This window comes from Pedobacter frigoris (assembly GCF_032678645.1).
Classification (GTDB): domain Bacteria; phylum Bacteroidota; class Bacteroidia; order Sphingobacteriales; family Sphingobacteriaceae; genus Pedobacter; species Pedobacter frigoris_A.
In genome coordinates, this window is sequence record NZ_JAVTSP010000005.1 from 95,711 (window position 1) to 120,965 (window position 25,255).

At 41.5% G+C, this 25,255-nt stretch carries 14 protein-coding genes; all 14 read left to right on the forward strand.

Annotated features, from left to right (window positions below; all coding sequences use genetic code 11):
* Window positions 1–9 precede the first annotated feature (9 nt).
* The 14 genes from R2Q78_RS16535 (at window position 10) to R2Q78_RS16600 (ending at window position 25,241) form a co-directional block, all read left to right on the forward strand.
* The gene (locus R2Q78_RS16535) at window positions 10–1,818 is read left to right on the forward strand and encodes an alpha-L-fucosidase (RefSeq protein ID WP_316793648.1); all 1,809 of its coding nucleotides are present in this window, start codon (window positions 10–12) and stop codon (window positions 1,816–1,818) included.
* Window positions 1,819–1,838: 20 nt separating this feature from the next.
* Window positions 1,839–2,162 carry a DUF6122 family protein gene (locus R2Q78_RS16540; RefSeq protein WP_316793649.1) on the forward strand — a complete coding sequence of 108 codons (324 nt, stop codon included), beginning with the start codon at window positions 1,839–1,841 and terminating at the stop codon, window positions 2,160–2,162.
* A gap of 176 nt (window positions 2,163–2,338) precedes the next feature.
* On the forward strand, window positions 2,339–3,217 hold the full coding sequence (locus R2Q78_RS16545; protein ID WP_316793650.1) for an AraC family transcriptional regulator: 879 nt from the start codon (window positions 2,339–2,341) through the stop codon (window positions 3,215–3,217).
* A gap of 240 nt (window positions 3,218–3,457) precedes the next feature.
* Complete coding sequence (locus R2Q78_RS16550) at window positions 3,458–6,667, forward strand: TonB-dependent receptor (protein ID WP_316793651.1); 3,210 nt, start codon at window positions 3,458–3,460, stop codon at window positions 6,665–6,667.
* A gap of 118 nt (window positions 6,668–6,785) precedes the next feature.
* Entirely contained in the window at window positions 6,786–8,642 is a 1,857-nt protein-coding gene (locus R2Q78_RS16555) for a RagB/SusD family nutrient uptake outer membrane protein (RefSeq protein WP_316793652.1), read from the forward strand.
* 20 nt (window positions 8,643–8,662) lie between these two features.
* Window positions 8,663–9,910 (forward strand): DUF4959 domain-containing protein, encoded by a 1,248-nt coding sequence (locus R2Q78_RS16560; protein WP_316793653.1) that lies wholly within the window; start codon window positions 8,663–8,665, stop codon window positions 9,908–9,910.
* A gap of 45 nt (window positions 9,911–9,955) precedes the next feature.
* Window positions 9,956–10,639: a DUF4998 domain-containing protein gene (locus tag R2Q78_RS16565; RefSeq protein WP_316793654.1), complete on the forward strand. Its 684-nt coding sequence runs from the start codon at window positions 9,956–9,958 to the stop codon at window positions 10,637–10,639.
* A 257-nt stretch (window positions 10,640–10,896) separates the two neighbouring features.
* On the forward strand, window positions 10,897–13,584 hold the full coding sequence (locus R2Q78_RS16570) for a glycoside hydrolase family 2 (protein WP_316793655.1): 2,688 nt from the start codon (window positions 10,897–10,899) through the stop codon (window positions 13,582–13,584).
* Window positions 13,585–13,692: 108 nt separating this feature from the next.
* A complete protein-coding gene (locus tag R2Q78_RS16575; RefSeq protein ID WP_316793656.1) occupies window positions 13,693–15,519 on the forward strand; it encodes a hypothetical protein in 1,827 nt (608 codons plus the stop codon).
* Between the two features lie 134 nt (window positions 15,520–15,653).
* Window positions 15,654–18,518, forward strand: a complete 2,865-nt coding sequence (locus R2Q78_RS16580) for a sugar-binding domain-containing protein (RefSeq protein ID WP_316793657.1) — start codon at window positions 15,654–15,656, stop codon at window positions 18,516–18,518.
* A gap of 164 nt (window positions 18,519–18,682) precedes the next feature.
* Window positions 18,683–19,231, forward strand: a complete 549-nt coding sequence (locus R2Q78_RS16585) for an RNA polymerase sigma factor (RefSeq protein ID WP_316793658.1) — start codon at window positions 18,683–18,685, stop codon at window positions 19,229–19,231.
* A 52-nt stretch (window positions 19,232–19,283) separates the two neighbouring features.
* Entirely contained in the window at window positions 19,284–20,288 is a 1,005-nt protein-coding gene (locus R2Q78_RS16590; protein ID WP_316793659.1) for a FecR family protein, read from the forward strand.
* 144 nt (window positions 20,289–20,432) lie between these two features.
* Window positions 20,433–23,504, forward strand: coding sequence for a SusC/RagA family TonB-linked outer membrane protein (locus tag R2Q78_RS16595; RefSeq protein WP_316793660.1), 3,072 nt, complete (start codon window positions 20,433–20,435; stop codon window positions 23,502–23,504).
* A gap of 18 nt (window positions 23,505–23,522) precedes the next feature.
* Entirely contained in the window at window positions 23,523–25,241 is a 1,719-nt protein-coding gene (locus tag R2Q78_RS16600; RefSeq protein ID WP_316793661.1) for a RagB/SusD family nutrient uptake outer membrane protein, read from the forward strand.
* Window positions 25,242–25,255 lie beyond the last annotated feature (14 nt).

Consider the following 25,255-nt stretch of genomic DNA (forward strand, 5'->3'; position numbering starts at 1 on the left):
ACTTTAGCAATGAAAAAACACACATTATTATTTATTTTGATGTTGAGCATGGTGTCGCGCACCTTCGCTCAGGAACCACAGCCCTATGAAGGAGTACCTGGATGGGCAGAAACAAAAGATCAGCGTTTGAAATGGTTTAGAGAGGCCCGTTTTGGACTTTTTATCCATTGGGGACTATACAGTGCTGCCGGAGGCTCCTGGAATGGTAAAGTCTATCCTCAGCATTATGCAGAATGGATTCAAACCTGGGCAAGCGTGCCGAGTAAGGAATACAGTGAAACGCTGAAACCAAAGTTTACCGCCGCAAAATTTAAACCTGAAGAATGGGCTTCTCTTGCCAAAGAAGCCGGGATGAAATATATGGTGATTACCTCCAGACACCATGAAGGGTTTACCATCTTTAATAGCAAAACACCTTATTCACTGAACAATCCTTTAACCGGTGGTACCAATATTTCCCCTAAGGGAAGAGATTTATACGGAGAAACTGTAGCTGCCTTTAAGAAGGCCGGACTCAAAACCGGAGCCTATTATTCCCTGATCGATTGGCAGCACCCTGATTCTTACACTACCTTTAAAATTAACCCGCGTGCAGAAGGAAGCAAGCCGAACTATGAGGCTTATAAAAACTACCTGTATGACCAGGTTAAGGAACTGGCCAACAACTATGGTAAAATGGATGTCCTCTGGCTGGATTACAGTTCAAAGAACCTGCAGGGTGAAAGCTGGGGTACTAAAAGGATCCTGACTGACCTTGTCAAATGGCAGCCTGGTATCATCGTGAACAACCGCTTCTGGGATGGCCTGGAAAACAAGAACGGAGATATCGGTACACCTGAAAAATACGTTCCGCCTGCTGGTTTACCGGGTATGGACTGGGAAGTTAACCATACCATGAATGAAAGTTATGGATATAGCAATCACGATCAGAATTGGAAATCCTATGATAAGATGATGAACCTTTTTCTGGAGACAGTGAGCAAAGGAGGAAACCTTTTGTTAAATATTGGCCCGGACGGAGAAGGTCAGATCCCTGCACCAGCCGTGAAAATACTAAAGGAAATAGGGGCCTGGATGAAAGTGAACAGTGAAGCCATTTATGGAACTACTGCCAGTCCGTTTCAATCGACAGACTGGGGCTATTGCACACAAAAGCCAGGCAAGTTATATCTTGAGGTTTTCAATACACCAGCAAATGGTACTTTGGAAGTTCCCCTGTCGAGCGCCATTACCAAAGCTTATATTTTAGGAGCTAAAGGTAAAATGCTGTTGGTTAAAACAACTGCCAACGGTAAAACAATCCAGTTGCCTGCTGATTTCTCAGGACCTAAGCCAATGGTGGTAGTGGCTGAGATCAAAGGCGCTCCTGCTGTATTCGCCGATAAGGTAAATTCGCTGAAAGATGGAAGTATTGTGCTGACCGCCAATAATGCGAAGCTGAATGGTACGGGTGGGATTAAACTGAAAGGCGCATCTACGCACGACCCGAACAGACCAAATACAATTGCTTTCTGGACTGCTAAAAGCGATTATGCTTTTTGGGATTTAAAGATCCAGAAACCGGGTAAATACAAAGTACTGGTTAACTATGCTGCCGCCACGAATGCTGCCGGAACATTTACCCTTAACCTTGAAAACAACACACTGAATTGCGTTATAGAAGCAGGAAATGAAGGTTTCAAAGAAATAGAAGCAGGTGTCATAGAAATTTCCCAACAGGCATTAGGCACAGCCTCTCTGAGATTGGAACTAAAGGCAAGCCAGGTTACAGGCAAGTCTATGCCGGAGATCAGCCGGATTACATTGAAACCTATGTAATGTTTGCTGTCATTGACCTTATGACCATTTTAAAACCCCTGGTGCACTATAGTCTACACTTTTTGGCACCAGGGCTAATTGCTTATATATTTTTTAAAGATCAATGGAAGCAGGCATGGCTCATTATGCTTTTAACCATGCTGGTTGATGCAGATCACTTATTGGCTACACCGATATTTGATCCTACGAGATGCAGTATCGGCTTTCATCCGCTGCATTCATACTATGCCATTGCGGTTTATTTTATACTCTTGTTTTTTCCTAAGACCAGGATCATTGCCGTCGGACTTTTATTTCATATGCTCACAGACTGGCAGGATTGTCACTGGCACCTGTTTGTGTGATGATTAACTGAAAAACTAAAGTGTTATTTTCGATAATTTTATAGTTGTCGTTAGGTAAATCAGAATGAAAAGCTGTATTTACATGTGCTAATTACCTGCATTGCCTGAAATTTCGAGGGTTGTTTATGTGAAAGATTTATATCTAATTTACGTTACCAATTAACAACTAACTACCTATGAAATTCAGAAAAAAAGATGGATTCGATGCCCAGCGGGCAATCGTTTTACCAAAAAAGGTATTGAAAGTATGCGAGAAACAGTCCTTGTTGGAAACGTTACATTTAACTGATATTGGCTTTTACCCAAAAGCAAAGTTTCATTATCGGGAAAGGAGTAAAGGCGTACCGCAAAACATATTGATCTATTGCATAGACGGTAAAGGATGGGTTTCGTTAAGAAACAAGGAAATGGAGGTGAAAAAGGGGCAATTCCTGATTCTTCCAAAAAACAAACCCCATGTCTATGGGGCAGATGAAGACGAACCATGGTCTATCTTTTGGATACATTTTTCAGGCAGACTATCGGGTGATTTTGTTGATCAGCTTACTGAAAATCAGGATATTCATTCTAAAATGGTGCCTTATGATGACAAAAGGATTGAAACATTTAACAACATCTACAATACGCTGGTTTCGGGATATAGTCAGGATAACCTCAATTATGCTACCATGCAGTTATGGGGATTTTTATCCAGTTTTTGTTACCCGAATTTATTCACAGCACAGGAAAATAAGGAAGATGAAATAGAAAGAGCCATAAAGTACATGCAGCAAAATATACATAAAAACCTTGTTCTTGGTGAAATGGCTGCCGATTTGAACCGTTCTTCATCTCATTTCTCTGCCCTTTTTAAAAAGAAAACAGGTTATCCGCCATTGGAATATTTCAATCATATTAAAATGCAAAAGGCCTGCCAGTTGCTGGTATTTACCGACTTGCAGATCAAGGAACTCAGCTGGAAATTGGGTTATAAAGATCAGTTTTATTTTTCAAGGGTATTTCACAAATTCATGGGACAGTCGCCTCTGGAATACCGGAAACGGAAAAAGTTCTGAGCCATGCATTTTCCTGGGATTTTTAGGTCAGGTTTATAATTTCTAAACAAAGTGTAGGTAAAAATTAGTATTTGTTATCAAAATGCATGGATAATATTACGAAAAGTATATACTTTCCTATGCCTGATTTTCAAGTTTATTATCCATAACATGCGTTAGAATATCCATTTTATGGCCAATTCTTTATTAGTTATTTAGGTTGTTGATAACCAATTAACCAAATTAACTAAATAACCTAATATGCATGCTAAAAACTCTTACTCAAGAACCTTATTCAGGTTGCTTCTTGTCGGATGTATGTTGTTTTGCGGAAATGCCTTTTCGCAAACTGCAAAAATCACCGTCACGGGAAATGTTGTTGACTCCACTAATGCTAAATTAAATGGAGTAACAGTTTCCGCCAGAGGCAAAACAAATGTCACCACCACAACTGATGTAAATGGAAAATTTGTACTGGACGTAGAACCCGGTACCATACTTACATTTACAATGGTAGGATTTGTTCCACAAAATGTAACCGCTACGGCGGAAGCAAAAGTGTTTCAGATCAAATTGATCCCATCAAAGTCAGATCTTACTGAAGTAGTAATTACTGCGATGGGTAAAAAGCAGATGAAAGAATCCGTCGTGGGTTCCGTCGTCTCGATTAGTCCAGGGAAGCTAGTCACACCAGCCAGTAACCTTACCAACGCCATTGTAGGGCAGGTTGCTGGAGTAATCGGATTCCAGACCAGCGGCCAACCCGGCCTAGACAATTCCAATTTCTTTGTTCGTGGCGTTACTTCTTTCGGATACAGACAGGAACCTATTATTCTTATTGACAATATCGAATTGACAAAAGATGATCTTGCCCGTTTACAAGTAGACGATATAGAAAGCTTTTCAATTCTTAAAGATGCCAGTTCTACAGCGCTGTATGGTTCCAGAGGTGCAAATGGAGTAATCCTCGTTACCACTAAAAGAGGAAAGTCTGGAAGACCAAGGATCGATATGCGTTTGGACAACGTGATTTCAGAACCTACTAAAATGATCGGATTAACTGATCCTATTACTTATATGAACATGTATAATGTAGCGGAAAGGTCGAGGCCAGAAACTTACACGGGCGACTTCTTTAGTGCGGATAAGATATTCAATACTCAGCAAACGTTGAGTAAAGCTCCGGGAAGCAACAGCTTTGTGTATCCGGCGGTAGACTGGATGGATTTGATGTTTAAGAAAAGAACTTCAAACTTAAAGGCAACAGCAAGTATCAGTGGAGGTGGAAACATCGCCAATTATTTTGTATCAGGGTCTTATGCAACTGATAATGGATCCTTAAAGAGAAGTCCGCAAAATGATTTCAACAACAATGTAAGTTTTAAAACTTATCAGTTGAGGGGGAATATCGACATCAACCTGACCAAGTCAACTGTTTTCTCGGTAGATCTTTGGGGTATTTTCAATGATTACAGTGGTCCTATTACAAGTAATGCTTCATTTGCAACGGATCTTTATTCACAGGCTACCCATACCAGTCCGGTTTTATTTGCTCCTTATTATGAGCCTGATGCTGCAAATTCACTGACACAACATATTTTGTTTGGAAACGGTGCAGCTGCGGGTTCTACGGGTTCCAATGCCGGTTTACAATACTCTAATCCATATGCATCTATGTTAAGAGGTTTTAAAACTTTCTCCACCTCTACCATGCAGGCAACGGTAAAATTAGATCAGAAATTAGATTTCATTACTCCTGGTTTAAGTTTCAATGGTTTCTTTAACACAAACCGATATTCTTATTTCGATTATCAGATGGCCTATCAGCCATTTTATTACACGGTTACCATGCCTGCAGGTTATGATAGGGCAACCAACACCTATTCGCTTACCTGGATTAACAATCAGCCAGGCCAGGCGACAGAATACCTGATCTATACGCCAGGATTAAAAGATGCGACTGCCAGACTTCACTTCCAGGGAAGTTTGAATTACAATAAAGTATTTGATGATCACAAAATAGATTTTTCATTGGTTGGTATACGCCAGCAGACTTTGAATTCGAACGGTGCAACACTTCAATCAGCATTGCCGAATCGTAACCTCAATCTGGCTGGAAAATTAAGCTATATGTTTAAGAACCGCTATGTTGTAGAACCAGGATTCGGATACAATGGTTCTGAAAGGTTTGAGGAGAGAAATCGTTTCGGATTCTTCCCAACAGTCGGAGCTGCCTGGATTGTTTCCCGGGAAGGATTTTGGAAGCCGGTTGAAGATATTATCACTTCCTTCAAGTTAAGGGCAAGTATAGGCGCGACGGGTAATGACAACATTGGAGCCCAGCGCTTCTTTTACCTATCGGATGTGGATCTTCAACCTGCTGGAGCTGGAGCTGTGTTTGGGGCGAATAATTTTAGGTCAAGACCAGGCGTAAGGATCAGAAACTATCCTAACCCAGATGTTACCTGGGAAAGAAGTGTAATAAAAAACTACGCCGTTGAAGCTACCTTTTTCAGAAAGTTAGAAGTTATCGCTGAATACTGGCAGAAAAACACCAAAAACATTCTTCTTCAAAGACTAGTCCCTCAATCTACCGGTTTGGAAGCACCTATATCGGCTAATCTTGGAACCGCAAGCTCGCAAGGTGTAGATTTGACAGCTAATTATACGCAGACGGTCAACGATTTGACGGTGCAGATTATGTCTAACTTCACTTATTCAAAAGGTAAATACACCAGTTTCGAGGAGCCAAACTATGCAGAGTACTACAGGTATGTAAATGGTGCAATCCTCGGTCAGGCTCGTGGCTATATTGCAGAGCGACTTTTTGTAGATGACAACGAAGCTGCTGCGGCTCCGGCTCAGGTGTTTGGTGGTGTGGTAAGAGGAGGAGACATCAAGTACAGGGACTTAAATAACGATGGACGCATAACTGTGGCAGATATGGCCCCGATAGGATTTCCATCTACACCGCAAATTTCATACGGTTTTGGTTTTAGTGCCAGATACAGGGCATTTGACTTGAGTACGCGTTTTCAAGGACAAACAAGAGTGTCTTTCTCCATCAGTCCCAGAGATGTCAGTCCATTTGTCGTAGGTTCTGGTGCAATCGGGCAAACAACTTTGCTACAGGCATTTGCGGATGATCATTGGTCTTTTGACAATCAAAACTTATATGCTTTATATCCACGTATGGGTACCAATATGGCTCAAATCCAGAACAACATGCAGCCAAGTACCTGGTGGCTAAGAGATGGTAGTTTCCTGCGTCTGAAAATGGCAGAAGTTGGTTACTCCATGCCTCAGAAGCTTGCTCAAAAAATAGGATTGACGAAATGCCGGATCTACGTCAGCGGATCGAATTTGTTTAACATCACAAATTTTAAGTTGTGGGATGTTGAATTGGGAGGCAATGCCTTCACTTATCCGATTCAAAGACAATTCAGTTTGGGCCTTAATGTCGGGATATAATTCATAACTATCTATAAACAGAATTTTTTAACAGAAGTTTAATATCATATATATGCAAAAGAAATCTTACGTCTTGGTAACGTATTTAGTTCTCAGCTGTTTATTTCTTACTGGATTAATGTCCTGTAAGAAATATCTGGACGTGACTCCTCCCAATGTGGGTACGCTGGACTACGCCTTCAGAAACAGGAACGAAGCGGAAAACTATTTATTTGGTTGCTACAATGCACTGCAGAGCATGTCCAATGTAGTCAATGACCCTGGTTTTGTCATGTCTTCTGAGATCGTTTACCCCTCAGATCTGGAAGCATTCAATGTCAATTTCAATATCATCCGTGGAAATTCACAAAATGTCTCGTCGCCACTCCTCAATTACTGGCAGGGAACAAACGGAGGTATTAACCTCTTTGAGGCCATCCGGAAATGCAACATAATGCTTGAAAATATTGACAAACCTATTGATCTCACTGCAAACGAAAAGTCCAGGTGGATAGCAGAAGTAAAATTTTTAAAAGCTTATTACACTTATTTTCTAGCCAGAATGTATGGGCCTATTCCTTTGTATAAAACTAATTTTCCGATTGATGCCAGTTCCGCAGAAATGCAGATCAGGAGGGAGCCGGTCGATTCAGTTTTCAACTATGCGGTTCAGTTGATGGATGAATCTATTCAGGATTTGCCTCAGCAAATTTTAAATCCAACAGATGAGTTGGGTCGTATCACCAAGTTAATTGCATTATCTGTAAAAGCAGAAATATTGGCTACAGCGGCGAGCCCATTATTTAATGGTAATCCAGACTATAACGGTTTCCGGGACAAAGACGGAACTGCACTTTTCAACCCAACTTATGAATCTAAAAAATGGGAGAATGCAGCCACCGCCTGCAAAGTTGCCATAGATGAGGCCAATTTGTTAGGAAAGAAATTGTATAGTTTTATCCCAAATGCTGCGGTAGCAAATCTAAAAGATTCATTAACCCGCTTGCTAACCATACAGAATGCGGTAACAGAAAAATGGGACATAAACCCCGAACTGATCTGGGCTTTGAATCCTACTTTTGGTTATCAAAATCTATCCATACCAAGGATGTACGCAGATAATGCGAAGATTTTGTACCAGGCTGCTGGTTCGTTTGCCGTTCCAATAGCTACAACTGAATTATTTTATACTGCTAATGGTGTTCCGATAGAAGAAGATAAAACATGGGATTATAACGGTAGATTTTCTATACAGAATGGAGATGGTCTTCACAAAAATTACATCAGGTCGGGCTATAGTACTATAAAAGCTAACTTCAACCGTGAACCGCGCTATTATGCCAGTATTGGTTTCGATGGGGGATACTGGTTTGGGAATGGCGTTTTAAATCAGGCGGCCATGCTGAGTGTACAGGCTAAAGGACTGGGCAGTTTGGCGGGGCCGCTGGACAAATGGACAACTAACGTGACTGCAATCTGGCCTAAAAAATTGGTGAGTTACCTTTCAGTTTTCAATGGTTCTGCTTTCAGTGCTGAGCCTTTCCGTTTGCCAAGGATGCGATTGTCGGGTTTATATCTTTTGTATGCCGAATGTTTGAATGAGGCAAGCGGACCAAATTCAACAGTATTTGAGTACGTAGATAAAGTACGTACCAGAGCAGGCTTAAAAGGTGTGGTGGAATCCTGGACTAATTTTTCTAATGCACCCGGCAACATAGCGAGTAAAGAAGGTGTAAGGAAAATCATTCACAGAGAGCGCCGGTCGGAACTTTGTTTCGAAGCACAGGCAGGATGGGATTTGCGTCGCTGGAAAGAAATGCCGGAAGCGATGTCTAAGCCAATGCGTGGCTGGAGCGTTCAGCAAACCACGGCAGCAACATTTTATCAGCCTGTGACACAATTTATTCCAGCGTTTACAACCAGGGATTACCTGTGGCCACTATCCGACGCTGTTTTGCTGAATAATAAAAAGAATGTTCAAAACCCTTTGTGGTAACTGTATAAAAATCTTTCAACATGAAAAAAAATATCCTTTTCCTGCTTTTAAGCCTTGTTTCACTGACTTTTGCGTCCTGTACAAAAGTTGATGAACTAGGTGTTGTGTCAAACGATATGACCAAGCCAGGCCCTATAACCAATGTACAGGTCAAAAATATAAACGGTGCTGCTATCATTACCTATCAGCTTCCAAAATCATCCAACATCCTGTATGTATTGTCGGATTATACGATAAACGATAAGACAGGAGCAAAACGTCAAACCAAATCAAGTTACTATACCGACACCACCTTTGTCGAAGGATTTGCCGAAGCAAAAGAGTATGAAGTAAAGATGGAAGTTTACAGCAGGGCTGGTGTAGCTTCAGATCCGGTAATTGTAAAGGTTCGCCCTGAAAAGCCGGTATACAAACTCGTAAGAGAACAGCTGTTGCTGAATGCAGATTTTGCGGGAATTAATGTCCGAGCCACCAATGATCTTAAAAAGAAGATAGGTGTGATATTGCTGTACGATGATCCTGCTTATGGGAAATATGTGATCAGGCAACAAAGTTTTAATAACCTGCAGCAAATTAATTTTAGCAGCAGAGGACTTGATACCTTGCCTAAGCGTGTAGCTGCCTACGTTACGGATGAGTTCGGAAACCGCTCTGATACGTTATATTCTACCATTAAACCTTTATATGAAACAGCGCTCGACAGGACCAAGTTTTTTGCTTACACCCTTCCTTCTGATAAAGCGGTCTACCCGGGACCATACAGCGTAAACAGCATTTTTAACAATGTGCTTGGTGAGGATATGTGGCATACAGACGTACTCACAGGTGCAGCTGCCGCTTATCCTTACAATTGTACATTTGGATTGGGTATAAAAGCAAAGCTGAGCAGGTTTACGCTTCATGAGCGCTCAAGATCAGACTGGTCCTGGGGACAAGGCAATGCCAAGTTGTTCTCTGTATGGGGGTCTGATAAGGAACTCCCGGCAGACGTAGTATTTCCCGTGGGCGTGCCTGAAGGTACTGTAGTGGGCGATTGGGTAAATCTGGGCAACTACAAATATCCTGATCCACCTTCTGGTAATATTCCTAGTCCGGGTACTGTAACTGCCGCCGACAGGCAGTTTATGGAAGCGGGTGTAGATTTTAACTTTCCGATCAGTGCTGTACCGGTAAAATATATACGCATGTCTGTAGAGGAAACATGGGGCAAGGTAGCTTACGCCGCATTGGTGGAAATTAAGTTATTTGGAGATCCAAGAATTCGATAACCTGAAAGGATTTTATTACAACAACTATAATTAAAAATATATATAATGAAATTGAAATTAATTGCAGGTTTTTTACTCCTGATCATCATTGCAAGTTGCAATAAAGAGGGGTACAATTATGATAATTATCTCAAAGGCAAAGAAGTTACCTATACAGGTCGCGTATCCAACTTTCTTGCCAATCCGGGTAATAAGAGGGTACAATTACGCTGGACCCCAAGTTCAGACAGAAGCGTCTCTAAATATGTTGTTTATTATAATAACAAACGAGATTCAGTTGTGGTGCCCGCTAAAAATGAGGCCACCAGTGATACCATTAAAGTGATCATTCCAAATCTGGAAGAGTATATTCAGGATTTCACGTTATTTACTGTGGATGCCGCAGGCAGCAGGTCAGTTGGGCAGACACTGACTGCTGTAAAAGTTTATGGGCCTTTATACGTAAGTTCCTTAAGAAACAGGAGGTTTACGACAAGCAGCCTTAGTGCGACCAACCTGACGATGAATTTTGCTGAAAACACGGACACAATAAACGTGACTACGAAGCTGACTTATAACGATGCTACAGGTAGCACTGTCGATATGTTTTTACATCCGGAGTCTTTGAAGGTTGTATTGCCGAATTGGAAAGCAGGCGAGACTGTTTTGGTCAGGTCAACTTTCAAGCCCGTAAAGAATTCTGTAGATGTTTTTCCGGTTGGTTATACTGACAACATTAAAATCAACTAAATTTTTGTATCAGGTGCAATCACTGATACATTAAATATGCTTTAGCTCTCAGTCATTTATGGCAATAAAAATCCCCGGTATGGGGATTTTTATTTTAACACCAAATACGGAGCATATTATTGTCCATTCGATACATTAAAATGTCCATTGTATAAAAACCGGTTTATGGGTTATTTAGATGCTTAATAGCTAACTAAACAATAAATCACCATGCTTGCTAAATTTGACGCACGAATTTGGCATCTTACATCAAACATATGAATCGTATTCTCTTTGTTTTCGTTGCGCTCTGCGTTTTTTCTATCAATGGTTCTAATGCGCAGGATCGTATTTCATTGGCAGGTAAATGGACTTATTCACTGGATACCAATGCCCGGAATTTCAATAAAACCATCCAGCTGCCGGGAACACTGGACGATGCGGGGATAGGCACCCCTCCAAAAGTATCGCCGGAGCGGATGACTAAAGAAGTCATGCGTAATCTGTGGAGAAAGAACAGTTATATAGGAGCAGCAACGTACAAAAGAGAAATCACCGTGCCGGCCGGTTTCAAAAATAAAGACCTTGAACTTTACCTGGAAAGGGTAATCTGGAAAACTTCAGTATGGGTAGATGACCGTAAGGTTGGGGATGCCGTAAGCCTTAGCGCTCCGCAAATATTTCAATTGCCTAAGCTGGCACCGGGTAAACATACCATTACACTACGTATCGACAACAGGCAGCAATTTCAAATTGGCGACGCCACGCACGCTTACACTGACGGTACACAGATCATCTGGAATGGCGTGATCGGAAAGATGCAGCTGATTGCGCGTCAGGCTTCCATTGAACAGGTAAGTATAACTCCGGATGTCGACAATTCAAAAGCTGTGTTCAATATAAATGTAAAAGTTCCTGTAAGTGAACTTAATGCTTATAGTCTGCAAACCAGTATCGCTTTTAAAGGGAAGACAGTGGCGCAAAAATCTGTTAAGCTTTCTAATAGTACCACAACCCTGGATTTCCCAATTGCAAATCCTGTACTTTGGGATGAGTTTAATCCTGCTTTGTATACTTCAACCACAAGATTAACTAAAAATGGAAAGGTAGTTGATGAATATAAAACGCAGTTTGGCATGCGAAAAATCACCAATCAAAATAGCCAGCTGCAATTAAATGGAAAGCGTATTTTTCTAAGAGGTACGCTGGAGTGTAATATTTTCCCGCTTACCGGTCACCCGCCAATGGATAAAGCAGGATGGCTCAAAGTAATGACCACGGCTAAACAGTACGGTCTTAACCACCTTCGTTTTCATAGCTGGTGTCCTCCAGAGGCAGCCTTTGCAGTTGCAGATTCATTGGGCATGTATTTGCAGGTAGAACTACCACTTTGGACTACTATAGGTAAAAATACAGCATTGCATAATTTTCTAAACAGTGAAGCAGACCTGATCCTGAAGAACTATGGTAACCATCCGTCTTTCTGCTTTTTCAGTATGGGCAATGAGCTGGAAGGGAACTTCGCATGGTTAAATGAGCTTGTAAAAAAGCTAAAATCCGGAGACAAAAGAAGGCTGTATGCTACTACCTCGTTTTCGTTTGGTCAGAAAAGCTGGCCGCAACCGCAGGATGATTTCTATATCACACAGTGGACGGTAAAAGGCTGGGTGCGTGGGCAGGGTATTTTTAATGATAAAGCCCCGGCGTTTAATACAGATTATACCAAATCAATTGACAGTATGCCAGTGCCTATCGTTACCCATGAAATAGGGCAGTATTCTGTGTATCCCAATATGGATGAAATCAAAAAGTATACGGGTGTTTTGACTCCTTTAAATTTTATGGCAGTAAGAAATGACCTGTCTAAAAAAGGACTTTTACCTCTGGCCAAAGCTTATCTTCTGGCGAGTGGTAAGCTTTCTGCCAATCTGTATAAAGAGGAAATTGAACGGGCATTAAAAACTCCCGGCTTTAGTGGTTTCCAGTTGCTCGATCTTCATGATTTCCCGGGACAGAGTACCGCTCTTGTTGGTTTGCTTGACGCATTCTGGGACAGTAAAGGAATCATCAGCGCTAAAGAATTCTCCAGTTTTTGCGGACCGGTTGTTCCCCTGCTGAGGTTTAAAAAAGCGGACTATACCAACGACGAGAAATTTACAGGAACAGCTGAAATTGCAAACTTCCTGAACAAAGCAATCCAGCCTTCAACCATCGTTTGGGAAGTAAAGGACGCTATGAAGAAGACCATCGCAACAGGTGAATGGCATACCAAAGAAATTCCGGTAGGGAATGAAAATGTAGTTGGCCAAATAGACTACGATCTGTCTGGTATAACTATAGCTCAGGCTTTAACGGTGAGTGTCAGCATAAAAAACACAACGTATAAAAATCAATGGACCATTTGGGTATATCCTGCAAAGCAGCCATCTGATATCCAGAATGTGTCTTTTACAACTTCTGTGAATGAAGCGATTGACAAGTTACAGAAAGGGGAGACGGTACTGCTGAATCCTGATACATCGGCTATCAAAGGCGTAGCAGGTCGGTTTGCCCCGGTATTTTGGAGTCCGGTACATTTCCCAAGTCAGCCAGGCAGCATGGGACTGCTCATCAATGACAAGAGCCCTGCTTTTGCCAATTTCCCTACGGAAAACTATACGAACTGGCAGTGGTGGGATTTGGTGACGCGCTCACGATCTTTGATGCTGGACAGTATTCCCAAAGAAATAAACCCATTGGTGAGGGTGATAGACAATTTCTTTAAGAACAGGAAAATGGGGACAGTTATAGAAGCGAAAGTTGGCAAAGGAAAGCTGATCGTTTGTTCAATGGATATCCATACGAAGCTGGAACAGAGGACTACGGCCAGACAATTGCGTTACAGCCTGATGAAATATGCTTCGGAGAAGCAATTTGAGCCGCAAGTAGTGTTGACAGAAGCAGAATTGAAGGGGTTGTTTAAGTAACGCTAAAAAAACAATTTATAAAAACGTAATTTAGGATGCTGAATGCCATGGGTTGATATATAGTGCCCTAACATACAAATAGCTAAACACACAAATAAACTAAACATTTTGAAAAAAATTGCCTTATTGGTTTTGCTGACCACCGCCCTAAATTGCTCACTATTCGCACAGAGCAGTGTGAAAATAGTGAAGATTTACAAGTTGACTTCTTATGGTATAAAACCAAATACCGGAGAAAACATCACACCGCTGCTCAGTTCAGCGCTGCAAAAGATCAAAAGTAAAACCTCCGGTTATGAGGGCGTGGTCATTCAATTTGAAAAGGGGCGGTATGATTTTTATCCCGAAGGTGCGGTTAAGAGAGAATACTACATCTCCAATCACGATCAGGATAACCCAAAAACTGTGGGTATAGAAATAGAGAAATTTGACAACATCACCCTTAAGGGCAAAGGCACTGACCTTATGTTTCACGGACGCATGCTGCCTTTGGCACTGATTGAAAGCCGGAATGTCACCATAAAAGACCTGAGTATAGACTTTGAAAAGCCGCAGATCACACAGGTAAAGGTGATTACCAATGATACCATTGCCGGCAGTATTGTATTTGAAACCGCACCATGGGTGAAATACAAGATCAAAGACAGCACCCTTTACAACACGGGCGAAGGCTGGGAGATGCAGCCGACCTCGGGTATTGCCTTTGAAAATGCCACCAAGCACATCATTTTTAATAGCGGAGATATCAGGGTAGGCACCAAGGGTGTAAGCGAACTTTCAGCAGGCAGGATCAAGGCGCATCACTGGAAGAATAAAAAACTGATTCCCGGAACAGTGATCGCCATGAGGAGCTGGCAAAGACCTGCCCCTGGTATTTTTATCCATAAAGGCAAGAACATCCGCCTGGAAAATGTGAAGGTGCATTATGCAGAAGGAATGGGATTGCTGGCCCAACTTACAGAAAACATCTATATGGATGGTTTTGGTATTTGTCTGCGGGGAAAAGACGATCCGCGTTATTTCACCACGCAGGCTGATGCAACGCATTTTTCAGGATGCAAAGGTGAGATCATCTCCAAAAATGGCCTGTACGAAGGGATGATGGATGATGCCATCAATATTCACGGTACCTATCTTAAAATGACAAAGAAACTGGATGACCATACGGTGATCGGCAAGTATATGCACGGACAGTCTTATGGGTTTGATTGGGGCTATTCAAAAGACAGTGTGCAGTTTATACAGTCGAAAACCATGGAGCTGTGGGAAGGTAAAAACACCATCGCATCCATTACACCTATATTGTCTAAAGCCGGAGATCCGATAAAGGAATTCAAAATTGAATTTACTAAGGCGCTGGATCCGGCGGTTGACCCTTCGAAAACAGACATCGGCATTGAAAACCTGACATGGACGCCTTCAGTTGTTTTCACGGGTAATACCATCCGCAACAACAGGGCAAGGGGAGCACTGTTCAGCACGCCGAAACCAACGCTTGTAGCCAATAACCTGTTTGACCATACTTCAGGCTGTGCCATATTGTTGTGTGGCGATAGCAATGGCTGGTATGAAACGGGATCATGCAGGGACATCACCATCCGCGACAATAAATTTGTGAATGCGCTGACCAGTCAGTACCAGTTTACCAATGCCGTAATCTCCATCTATCCCGAAATTCCGGACCTAAAAGGACAAAAGAAATACTTCCATTCGGGTATAAAGATTCAGAACAACCAGTTTGAGACCTTTGATCAGCCTATACTATATGCGAAATCTGTAGACGGCCTGCTGTTCAAAGGCAATACCATCAAAACAAACACGGAGTACCCGGCATTTCACTGGAATAAAAAGCGTGTGCTTTTTGAGCGCGTGACAGGTACAGATTTTGCTGATAACAAAGTAGATGGAAAGGTAGTAGATTTACTGGCGAAGTAAATAAAATAATCCATCTTTTATAGTATAATGTCCATTTGCAGTTCTGATTGTAAGTCTGATCTTTAGTTAATAACTAAACATACACCAATCTGACTGAGAAGATCTCATTTTATTGGTGTCAGCCATACAATAAAATGAGTAATCCAATTTTAAAGCTAAATATCTTGCTTTTAACGGCGTTTATTTTTGTCGCCACGGGCATAGCGCAAACAAAAAGTAGTCAGCAGATTAATCTTGCCGGCACATGGAATTTTCAAATTGACTCACTTGATAAAGGAGTGACTGATAAATGGTATAATAATCAGTTAAAAGATAAAATCAAGCTCCCCGGCTCAATGACAACTAACGGAAAAGGTGACGAAATTTCTGTGAATACACCATGGACCGGTGACATTGTAAATAAATCCTGGTTCCAGGCAGCCGAATATGAAAAATACAGGCAGCCTGGAAACATTAAAATCCCCTTCTGGCTGCAACCTACAAAGTATTATAGTGGCGCGGCATGGTACCAAAAAACAATTAATATTCCGGCTTCATGGAAAAATAAACATCTACAGCTTTTCATTGAAAGAAGTCATTGGGAAACAACAGTATGGATAGATGATGTGGAAATTGGAATGGAAAACAGCCTGGGTACATCACATTTATTTGATATTGGGAGCAAGCTAAGACCCGGGGTACACCGGTTAACCATTAGGATTGACAATAGAATAAAAAGCTTTAACGTTGGGGGCAATGCGCATAGCGTTTCCGACCATACACAAACCAACTGGAATGGAATCATCGGAGAACTGAGTTTTAAGGCCAGATCAAAAGTTTTCATTTCCGATGTACAACTATATCCCGACGTTAAAAATAAGCAGGTACTCGTTAAGGTTCAAGTTAACAATACTACGGGTGCAGCGAACGAGATATCATTAGCTTTAGCAGCTATCACTAGTAATCCCGGTGTAGCAAAGCTGAAACCTTTGACCCGGAACATTGTAGTTTCTGAGAAGGAAACAACTGTAGAGCTGCTCTACCCTATGGGAAACAACCCGCTGTTATGGAATGAATTTCATCCCAACTTATATGAAATGCAGGTGGAGCTGAAGCAACAAAAGCAAGGAGGGTCAGATCTGAAAAATATATCTTTTGGAATGCGTGAGTTTAGTGCCAAGGGCACGCAGTTCATGGTAAACGATAAGCTAACCTTTTTGCGTGGGGCCTTAGATTGTGCCTCTTTTCCTAAAACAGGCTACCCCCCTACGGATGTAGCCAGCTGGACAAAAATCTTTAAAACTGTAAAAGCTTATGGATTGAACCATGTCAGGTTTCACTCCTGGTGCCCGCCCGAAGCAGCCTTTACTGCTGCCGATCGTCTCGGTATATTTTTACAGGCTGAATGTTCTGCATGGGCAAATGGCAGCAAGGGAGCCGTAATTGGTGATGGCTTACCTTTAGACAAGTATATTTATGAAGAAAGTGAGAAAATGGTAAAAGCCTATGGCAACCATCCATCCTTTGTAATGATGACCTACGGAAATGAACCAGGAGGAAAAGGCCTTGTTAAGTATCTGGTTGATTTTGTCAATTACTGGAAAGCAAAAGATTCGAGAAGGATGTATACTACTGCAGCGGGCTGGCCGCAAAATAATGCGAGTGATTTCAACAATATGCCAGAACCAAGAATCCAGGGCTGGGGGCAGGGCCTGGCAAGTATTATCAATAAGGAAGCCCCAAAATCAGATTATGATTTTACAAAGATTATCTCGAACTGGAAACAACCTACAGTTAGCCATGAGATTGGCCAATGGTGCGTATATCCTGATTTCAAAGAGATTAAAAAATATGATGGCGTATTAAAAGCAAAGAATTTCGAAATATTTAGAGATAAGCTTGACGAAAATGGCTTGTCGATGCTGGCCGATAGCTTTTTTATGGCTACCGGAAAATTACAGTCGCTTTGTTATAAGGCTGATATCGAAGCTGCAATGCGTACTCCTGGTTTTGCCGGATTTCAGCTACTGGGACTAAGCGATTTTCCTGGTCAGGGCACGGCGCTAGTAGGTGTTTTAGATGCTTTTTGGGAATCGAAACCATACATCACTGCTGTCGAATATAGTCAGTTTTGTTCCCCTGTAGTGCTTTTGGCAAGGCTGCCGAAAATGGTTTACAACAATAATGAAGAATTGGTTGTGCCTTTGGAGATTGCCAACTTTAGTAATACTGCTATAGTAAAGACACCGATCAGTTGGGCCATTGAAACCGAAAATGGAGAACAACTATTTAAGGGGGCTTTTACAAATGAAAATATACCTTTAGGAAACGGAATAAAGCTAGGCGTAATCAGACAAGGATTGGCTTCAATAAAAAAAGCACAACGTATTATTTTAAAAGCAACGATAGGAACCCAAACAAATAAATGGGATATATTCGTTTATCCAAGTGTAGTGCCAGTAACGCCTGATGAAGTATTGCTAACTCAAACATTAGATGCAAAAGCTATTGAGAAACTAAATCAAGGTGGGAAAGTACTGCTGACGCTAAAAAAAGGCTCTGTTAAGGCTGAGATGGGTGGCAACATAAAAATTGGATTTTCCACTATATTTTGGAATACAGCCTGGACAAACAGCCAGCCTCCAACTACCATGGGAATTTTGTGCAATCCGAAACACCCGGCGCTGGCTGATTTCCCTACCCAGTACCATAGCAACTGGCAATGGTGGGATGCGATGAGCCATTCAAGCGCAATCAAACTCAATACCATAGCGAAGGATCTCAAGCCAATCGTAAGGGTGATCGATGACTGGGTAACTGCCCGTCCGCTAGGCCTGGTATTCGAATGTAATGTCGGTAAAGGTAAGCTTCTTGTTTCAGCCATAGATCTCCTGACGGATCAGGAAAAACGGCCTGAGGCGCGTCAGTTACGTTATAGTCTTGAAAAATATATGAGTAGCGATCATTTTAACCCAACGAATTCAGTAACACCAGAAAAGATACAGCAGTTATATAAATAGTAAGCACAGGGTTGGCGGAATGAAATCGTCCATCAAAACAGTAATATAGTTCATTGTTTTGAACTCCTAAATATTTACATTTAATGGTTATCTATAACTTAATTCTTTATTGACGAGGAAAAATTATAGCTTTCACAAACAAAAATAAAAATTTTGGCGTTTAAATGGACAGCTACATTCAAAGTATAATCGAGGGAGATGAAATTGCTTTTGAAATAGTATTTAACTTAAGTCATAAAAAGGTTTATGCTTATTTTATAAAAAAAACTGCCTCAACAGAGCTCGCAGATGAGCTCACACAACTCGCTTTTATTAAATTGTGGTGTTCCAAACATACCCTCAACTCAGGAATTAACCTGGATACCCAGTTGTTTAGAATAGCGAAGACGACTTTGCTTGACCATTTTAAAAAGGTTGCTGCTGAACAACGAAAGCTGGCATCGTTTTATCTCGACCGGTCTGCCGACCAACCTCCTTCGCCACATGCTTACGAAACAAACCAGCAACTACAGACGATCTTAAATCAGCTGCCTCCTACACGCAGACAAGTATTTATTTTAAGCAGAATAGAAGGCTACACCTATAGTGAAATTGCTGAATTGCTGTCCATTTCTCCGCGGACAGTAGAAAAACACATCTCGCTGGCTTTAAAACAATTGGGTGGTTATGCGGGTGCTGCGGTCATCGTAACCATAATTTGCAATCTAACTTAAAAATATTTTCAGTTGATTAAGGGTATTCTTCAAATTCAATCGTATTAGGAGTATGAATATAACTGATAAGTTGCTGGATAAGTATTTTAAAGGCCAGTGTACTCAGGACGAGCAAGATGCTGTTTTCATTTATTTGAACCAGACGGATGATCTGCCAGATCATTTGCTGCCGAAAAATGAATGGGATAATTTGGTAGATGCAGATTTATCACGTGAAAAGACTGATCAACTTTTTAAAGTGATAAGATCAAAAACTTTTGCAAGATTTCAGTTTAAATTATGGTTTAGAAATATTGCAGCGGCAGCGGTTATTTTCATGGCGATAGGTTTAGGTTATTACACCTTCACCACGCATAGTCAGAAACCTAAACTAGCACTGAATGAAAAGAAACAAGACAAAGACAAAAAGGTAATCGATTGGAAATCAACGGTTAATTACGCTAAAAATTCAGAAATGGTAGTGTTGCCCGATGGTTCTGAAGTCAAGGTATATCCAGGCGCCGAAATTCGTTATGAACACCCCTTTGTTAAAACAAAACGGGAAATATATCTGAGTGGAAAAGCCTATTTCCAGGTAGCTAAAGATAAAAAACATCCATTTGTGGTTTACGCAGGTGGTGTTTCAACTACGGCACTTGGGACTTCATTTACCATTACGGCAATGAAAACAAGCCATTTTGTAAAAGTAGAGTTGCATACGGGTAAAGTATGGGTGACGAACGTTGAATCAGAGCTGCAAATTCCGGTGTTCAGCAATATCCTTAAACCGGGAGATGTGCTGAAAATTGAAAAGTTGAATCCTGCGTTAGATAACTCAAATAAAGGGATAAAAATAAAGTCTATGACTTTTGCTCAGAATTCGCTTAAAGAAGTATTCGGAAAGCTCGGGGCTCATTATCACTTGAGTATTAGTTTTAAAGATGAAGACGTTAAAAACAAGTTTTTCACCGGAACACTCAGCTTGCAGAAACCACTCGATACTATATTGGCAGAAATTACCGGATTACACAAACTTAAAACAACCAGATCACACAACGGATATCTCATTAAAAAATAGGAACTGACCATCTTATTTATCAACGGAATTAACTTTCGTAGGTGAGGCCTTTGTGAAAAAAAATTAAACTAAACAGCAATGCTAAAAAAAATTACACAATGCACGTTACTCTGCGTGATGTTTATCTGTGTTTGGAGCACTTCTATGGCACAAAACTCAGAGATTCTGGGTATTATCAAAGATGAAAAAGGGGAGCCCATGACGGGAGCTACGGTAGTTATTGCTCCGAAAACCGGAGGAACTAAAAAAACAACTACAACCGATAATGCCGGGAAGTTTTCATTGTCGGGCCTGGATGCCCAGGTACCCTATTTAATTACCGTAAGTTATGTAGGGTACAAAACAAAAGTCATAGAGAATTTCACACTAAAGTCTGCCACGGAGCAGTCATCATTAATTATACAACTGGAATCTAATTCTGACCTTGAACAGGTAGTTGTAGTAGGCTATGGTAGTAATACTAAACGTAATCTGATTCAGAACGTAAGCTCTATAGATGCTAAACAAGTAGTAGAAATACCTACAGCGACGTTATCGCAGAGTCTGGCAGGCCGAATGCCAGGACTGATGGTTACACAAAGTGGCGGAAAGCCAGGTAAATCCTCTACCATTAGGGTAAGAGCTTATGATGGATTCGGAGGATCGCAACCACCACTTTTTGTAATAGATGGAGTAATTTCAGACCAATTCGCATTTGATGGTCTGGATCCTTCAGAAGTTGAAAATATTTCCGTTCTGAAGGACGGGGCGTCTGCGGCCGCATATGGTGTGCGTGGTGCCAATGGGGTCGTTGTGGTTAAGTCAAAACGAGGTATTGCCGGACCACCAAGAATTAACCTAATTTCAAGTTACAGCATCGATGAGGCTACCATTCAGCCTAAAACTTTAAGTGCCTACGATGAAGCGGTATATAGCAATGATTACATTAGGTATACTAATTTAGATCCTAACGGATATCTGACCGATTCAAGGTATTATGCTGACGATGAACTGGACTATTGGAAACATAATGACATCAATTTGGTAGACCAGTATTACAAAAGACCAACAGAATATCGCACTAGTTTAAACGTAAGCGGCGGTACTGACAGGATTGGGTATTTTGTGGGAGGCTCTTATTATAAAGGAACCGGTTCTTTCGATAATGTAGACTATCAAAAGTATAACCTCAGAGCAAAGCTGGAAGCTAATGTGACCAAAGATTTGAGTGTTTCTCTAAACCTGACTACAGACATCAGGAATGATCAAAAGCCTTATTGGGAATACGATTCTGATAACGACGACATGCCTAACTTATATCAGGGGCTTCTTTCGCGGGGAAGAATGGCACCAGATTATATCAATGTGGCTGGCGTAGATTACCCAGTTGGAAACTTGATGAAATGGCATCCGGGAGAGGTGATCAACGGACATACGGGGTACAACAGGAAGAAGTGGAGTAATTACCAGGCCTTGATTGAAGCAAAATACAACTTATCATCTCTGGTTGATGGGTTAAGTTTACGTGCATCATTTGCAAATTATACGAGACATGATTTCAGAAAGTCACTAAATCAGCCCTACAAGCTTTATATTTTTAATAAATTAGGCTCTAAGAATCACCTGGTGGGCGACCAGATTGACTTTACTAAAACCGAAACAAGGAATGATGGAAATATCCTGAGGGAAGCCTACAACTCCTCTAACTTTTACCAGTTGAACTTTTACATCGACTACAACAAGTCTTTTGGTCAGCACAATATTTCAGCAACTGCAGTATACGAACAAAGCGAAACGAACAACGATAGTTTCAATGCTTCAAACCAGTTTATATTATCCCCTGAGCTGGATCAGCTAAGTCTGGCGAGCAGTGATCCTACCCAATACGGATTAGGTGGTAGTGAGTTTGACGATGGCAGGCTGGCTACTTTTGCGCGCCTTGGATACAATTATGCAGGCAAGTATTTACTGGAAGCAGGCATGCGGTATGAAGGATCAAGGTATTTTATACCTAATAACCGTTTTGCTTTCTTTCCCTCCGTTTCTTTGGGATGGCGCATCAGTGATGAATCATTCTTTAAGAACAATGTAAAATTTGTAAATGACCTGAAATTCAGAGCATCTATTGGATTTACCGGTGCAGAGCCCGATGGAGGCGTACTGCAATGGTCCCAAAGTTACAGAAAAGCATCGGGAGCTTTGTTTGGCGGAGTATCTAATGGATTGAGTTTGGGTACTTATCCAAATGAGGAAATCACCTGGGCAAAAAAACGCTCAATTGATTTCGGTTTTGATGCTACGCTTTTCGATAATAGTCTGACTTTATCTGCCGCGCGTTTCATGAATAAAAGAAAAGATATTTTAGGGAATATCGGAGCCAGTGTACCAACTACATGGGGTGCCAGCTATCCCTTGATAAACTTTGGTGCGATGGAATCCAATGGCTATGAATTTACAGTAGGATACCGGAAGGCAGTGAATGATAACCTGAGTTTTTCAGCTTCAGTAAACTATAGCTACGCTGTAAATAAGCAGATAAGAATTAACCAGGCTATAAATACCAGAGATTATCAAAATCAGATAGGACGTCCTACCGGGGGGATTATGGGATATATTGTTACCGGAATGATTCGTACACAAGCCGATATAGATGCTGCAGGATTATTTAACGGTCAGAAATACCGCTTGGGTATGCACACCTATAAGGATATCAGAAGCGCTACCGGTGATACACCCGACGGAAACATCGACGGAAATGACCAGGAGTTTATTGGTAAATATTCAACACCTCCGGCAATTTATGGCTTAAATCTGGGCACAAGATGGAAAACCTTTAGTATTGATGTGCTGGTACAGGGAGCGGGTAATCATTATAAATTAAGACAACAGCTGAATAACGCACAATATGGAAGTCCTGAGGCAGGAAGTGCCGAGTTTTGGCGTGATCACTGGACACCTGAAAATCCCAATGCAGTGTATCCGTTATGGCCGGGAAACTCAGCTTCAACTTTTTGGCTTGATAACGCCTCTTTCATCCGTTTGAAAAACGTGAATATAGGGTACGGACTACCTGCGGGTGTAGTTAGCAAAGCAGGCTTTAAAGACATCAGGTTGTTCTTAAACGGGAGTAATCTTTTCTTGTTTAAAAACGAAACCAAGTATTACGACCCGGAGTCACAGTTCCTTGCGTATCCGCTCAACCGCAACGTTACGTTTGGTATAAATGTTACATTATAATCTTTTTATTCAGTAGTTATGAACAGAATATTTATATATAAAAAGTCCATGCAGATTGTTGTAGTAGGATTTTTAGTGGTTCTATTGGGCCTGCAGGGTTGTAAGAAAGTATTAGATAAAAAAGATTTGTCTGCTGTACCGGAAGATTTAGTCTGGAACAATGTCGATCTGAGCACCCAGTTTTTAAATAATATATATTTAAATACACTCTCTGGCTGGCCTAGTCCTACAGACCATAATTCAGATGAAGCAGGAGGTGGCTTTGCCATGTACGGTCAGCTGACCATTAACTCGGTGAATTACTGGCCCTACGCTACCATCCGCAGTGTTAATTTGCTATTGCAAGAAGTCCCTGGTACGAATTATCCGCAGGCAGATAAGGATCGATTAAAGGGGCAGGCATTGTTCTTAAGAGCATGGTTATATTTTCAATTGGTTAGCCGTTACGGAGGTGTCCCAATATTACTGGTTCCGCAGGCACTTGAAGAAGATCTTAATGTGAAAAGAAATAAGACATCTGAATGCATAGCTCAGATTATTAAAGATCTGGATGAGGCCGCCGTGCTATTGCCACCGTCATGGAATGCTGATAACGAGGGTAGAATTACAAAAGCTGCTGCGCTCTCTTTTAAAGGTAGAGTACTGTTGCATTATGCATCAGAGCAGTTTACACCAACGCAGATGCAGTCAAGATGGGAAACAGCTTTTCAGGCAAATAAAGCTGCGATGGACTTGCTTACTCAACAAGGATTTACCCTGATGCCTAGTTTTTCAAATCTCTGGTTCGTTGAAGGAAGCTCAAATAAAGAGGCCATCCTGGTTACGCGCTATAATAACCCGGGCCGTACACAGACCAGAGACGCTTCGGTAAGGCCGCTTGAAGAATCACAGAACTTTACCGGGGGCGATCAGCCAACATTAGAACTCGTAAGGGCATTTCCGATGAAAAATGGCTTGCCAATCACAGATCCTGCGTCAGGATACGACGCCAATACCTATTGGCTGAACAGGGACCCAAGATTTGCAACTACAGTGGTACATAACGGCGATGCCTGGGCACTTTCCGGTAAAACGGGCAGAATCCAGTGGACCTTCAAAGGGGCAGAATCCCAGGGCGGTTCAGGTACCAGCTTTTACTCTAAAAAGGCAATTTTTGAAGGCTATAAGCCTTTTGATGCCGAAAGAAGTGGTACAGACTGGATTGAGATCAGGTTGGCCGAGGTAATGCTGAACTACGCGGAAACAGCAAATGAAACTGGTAACACTCAGATCGCTTATGATATGCTCACGGCAATCAGAAAACGTGCGGGCATAGAACCGGGGACTAATAATCTCTATGGTTTAAAAGCTTCAATGACTCCAGGAGAAATGCGTAATGCCATCTTAAACGAACGTTTTCTGGAACTGGCTTTTGAGGGAAAAAGAGAACAGGATTTAAGACGACGCAGGTTATATGGGCCATTACTGAACGGGAAAAAACGTATGGGCTACGATGTTACCTTAGTCAGCGGCACACCTTCTGCATTCTTTACGGCTTACGCCACGGGTAACATAAACCTGAATACGAGCTATTTTACGTATTTTAAAGAAACGGAAAAGCCGATAGATCTGACGAATGTGATCGCCTATAAAGACGAGTACTATTTTTTCGCTATACCGCAGTCGCATTTGCAGGTGAATCCAAATCTGGAACAAACAAAAGGTTGGCCTGGGGGTACTTTTGACCCTTTGCAATAATAATATTTAAGGGT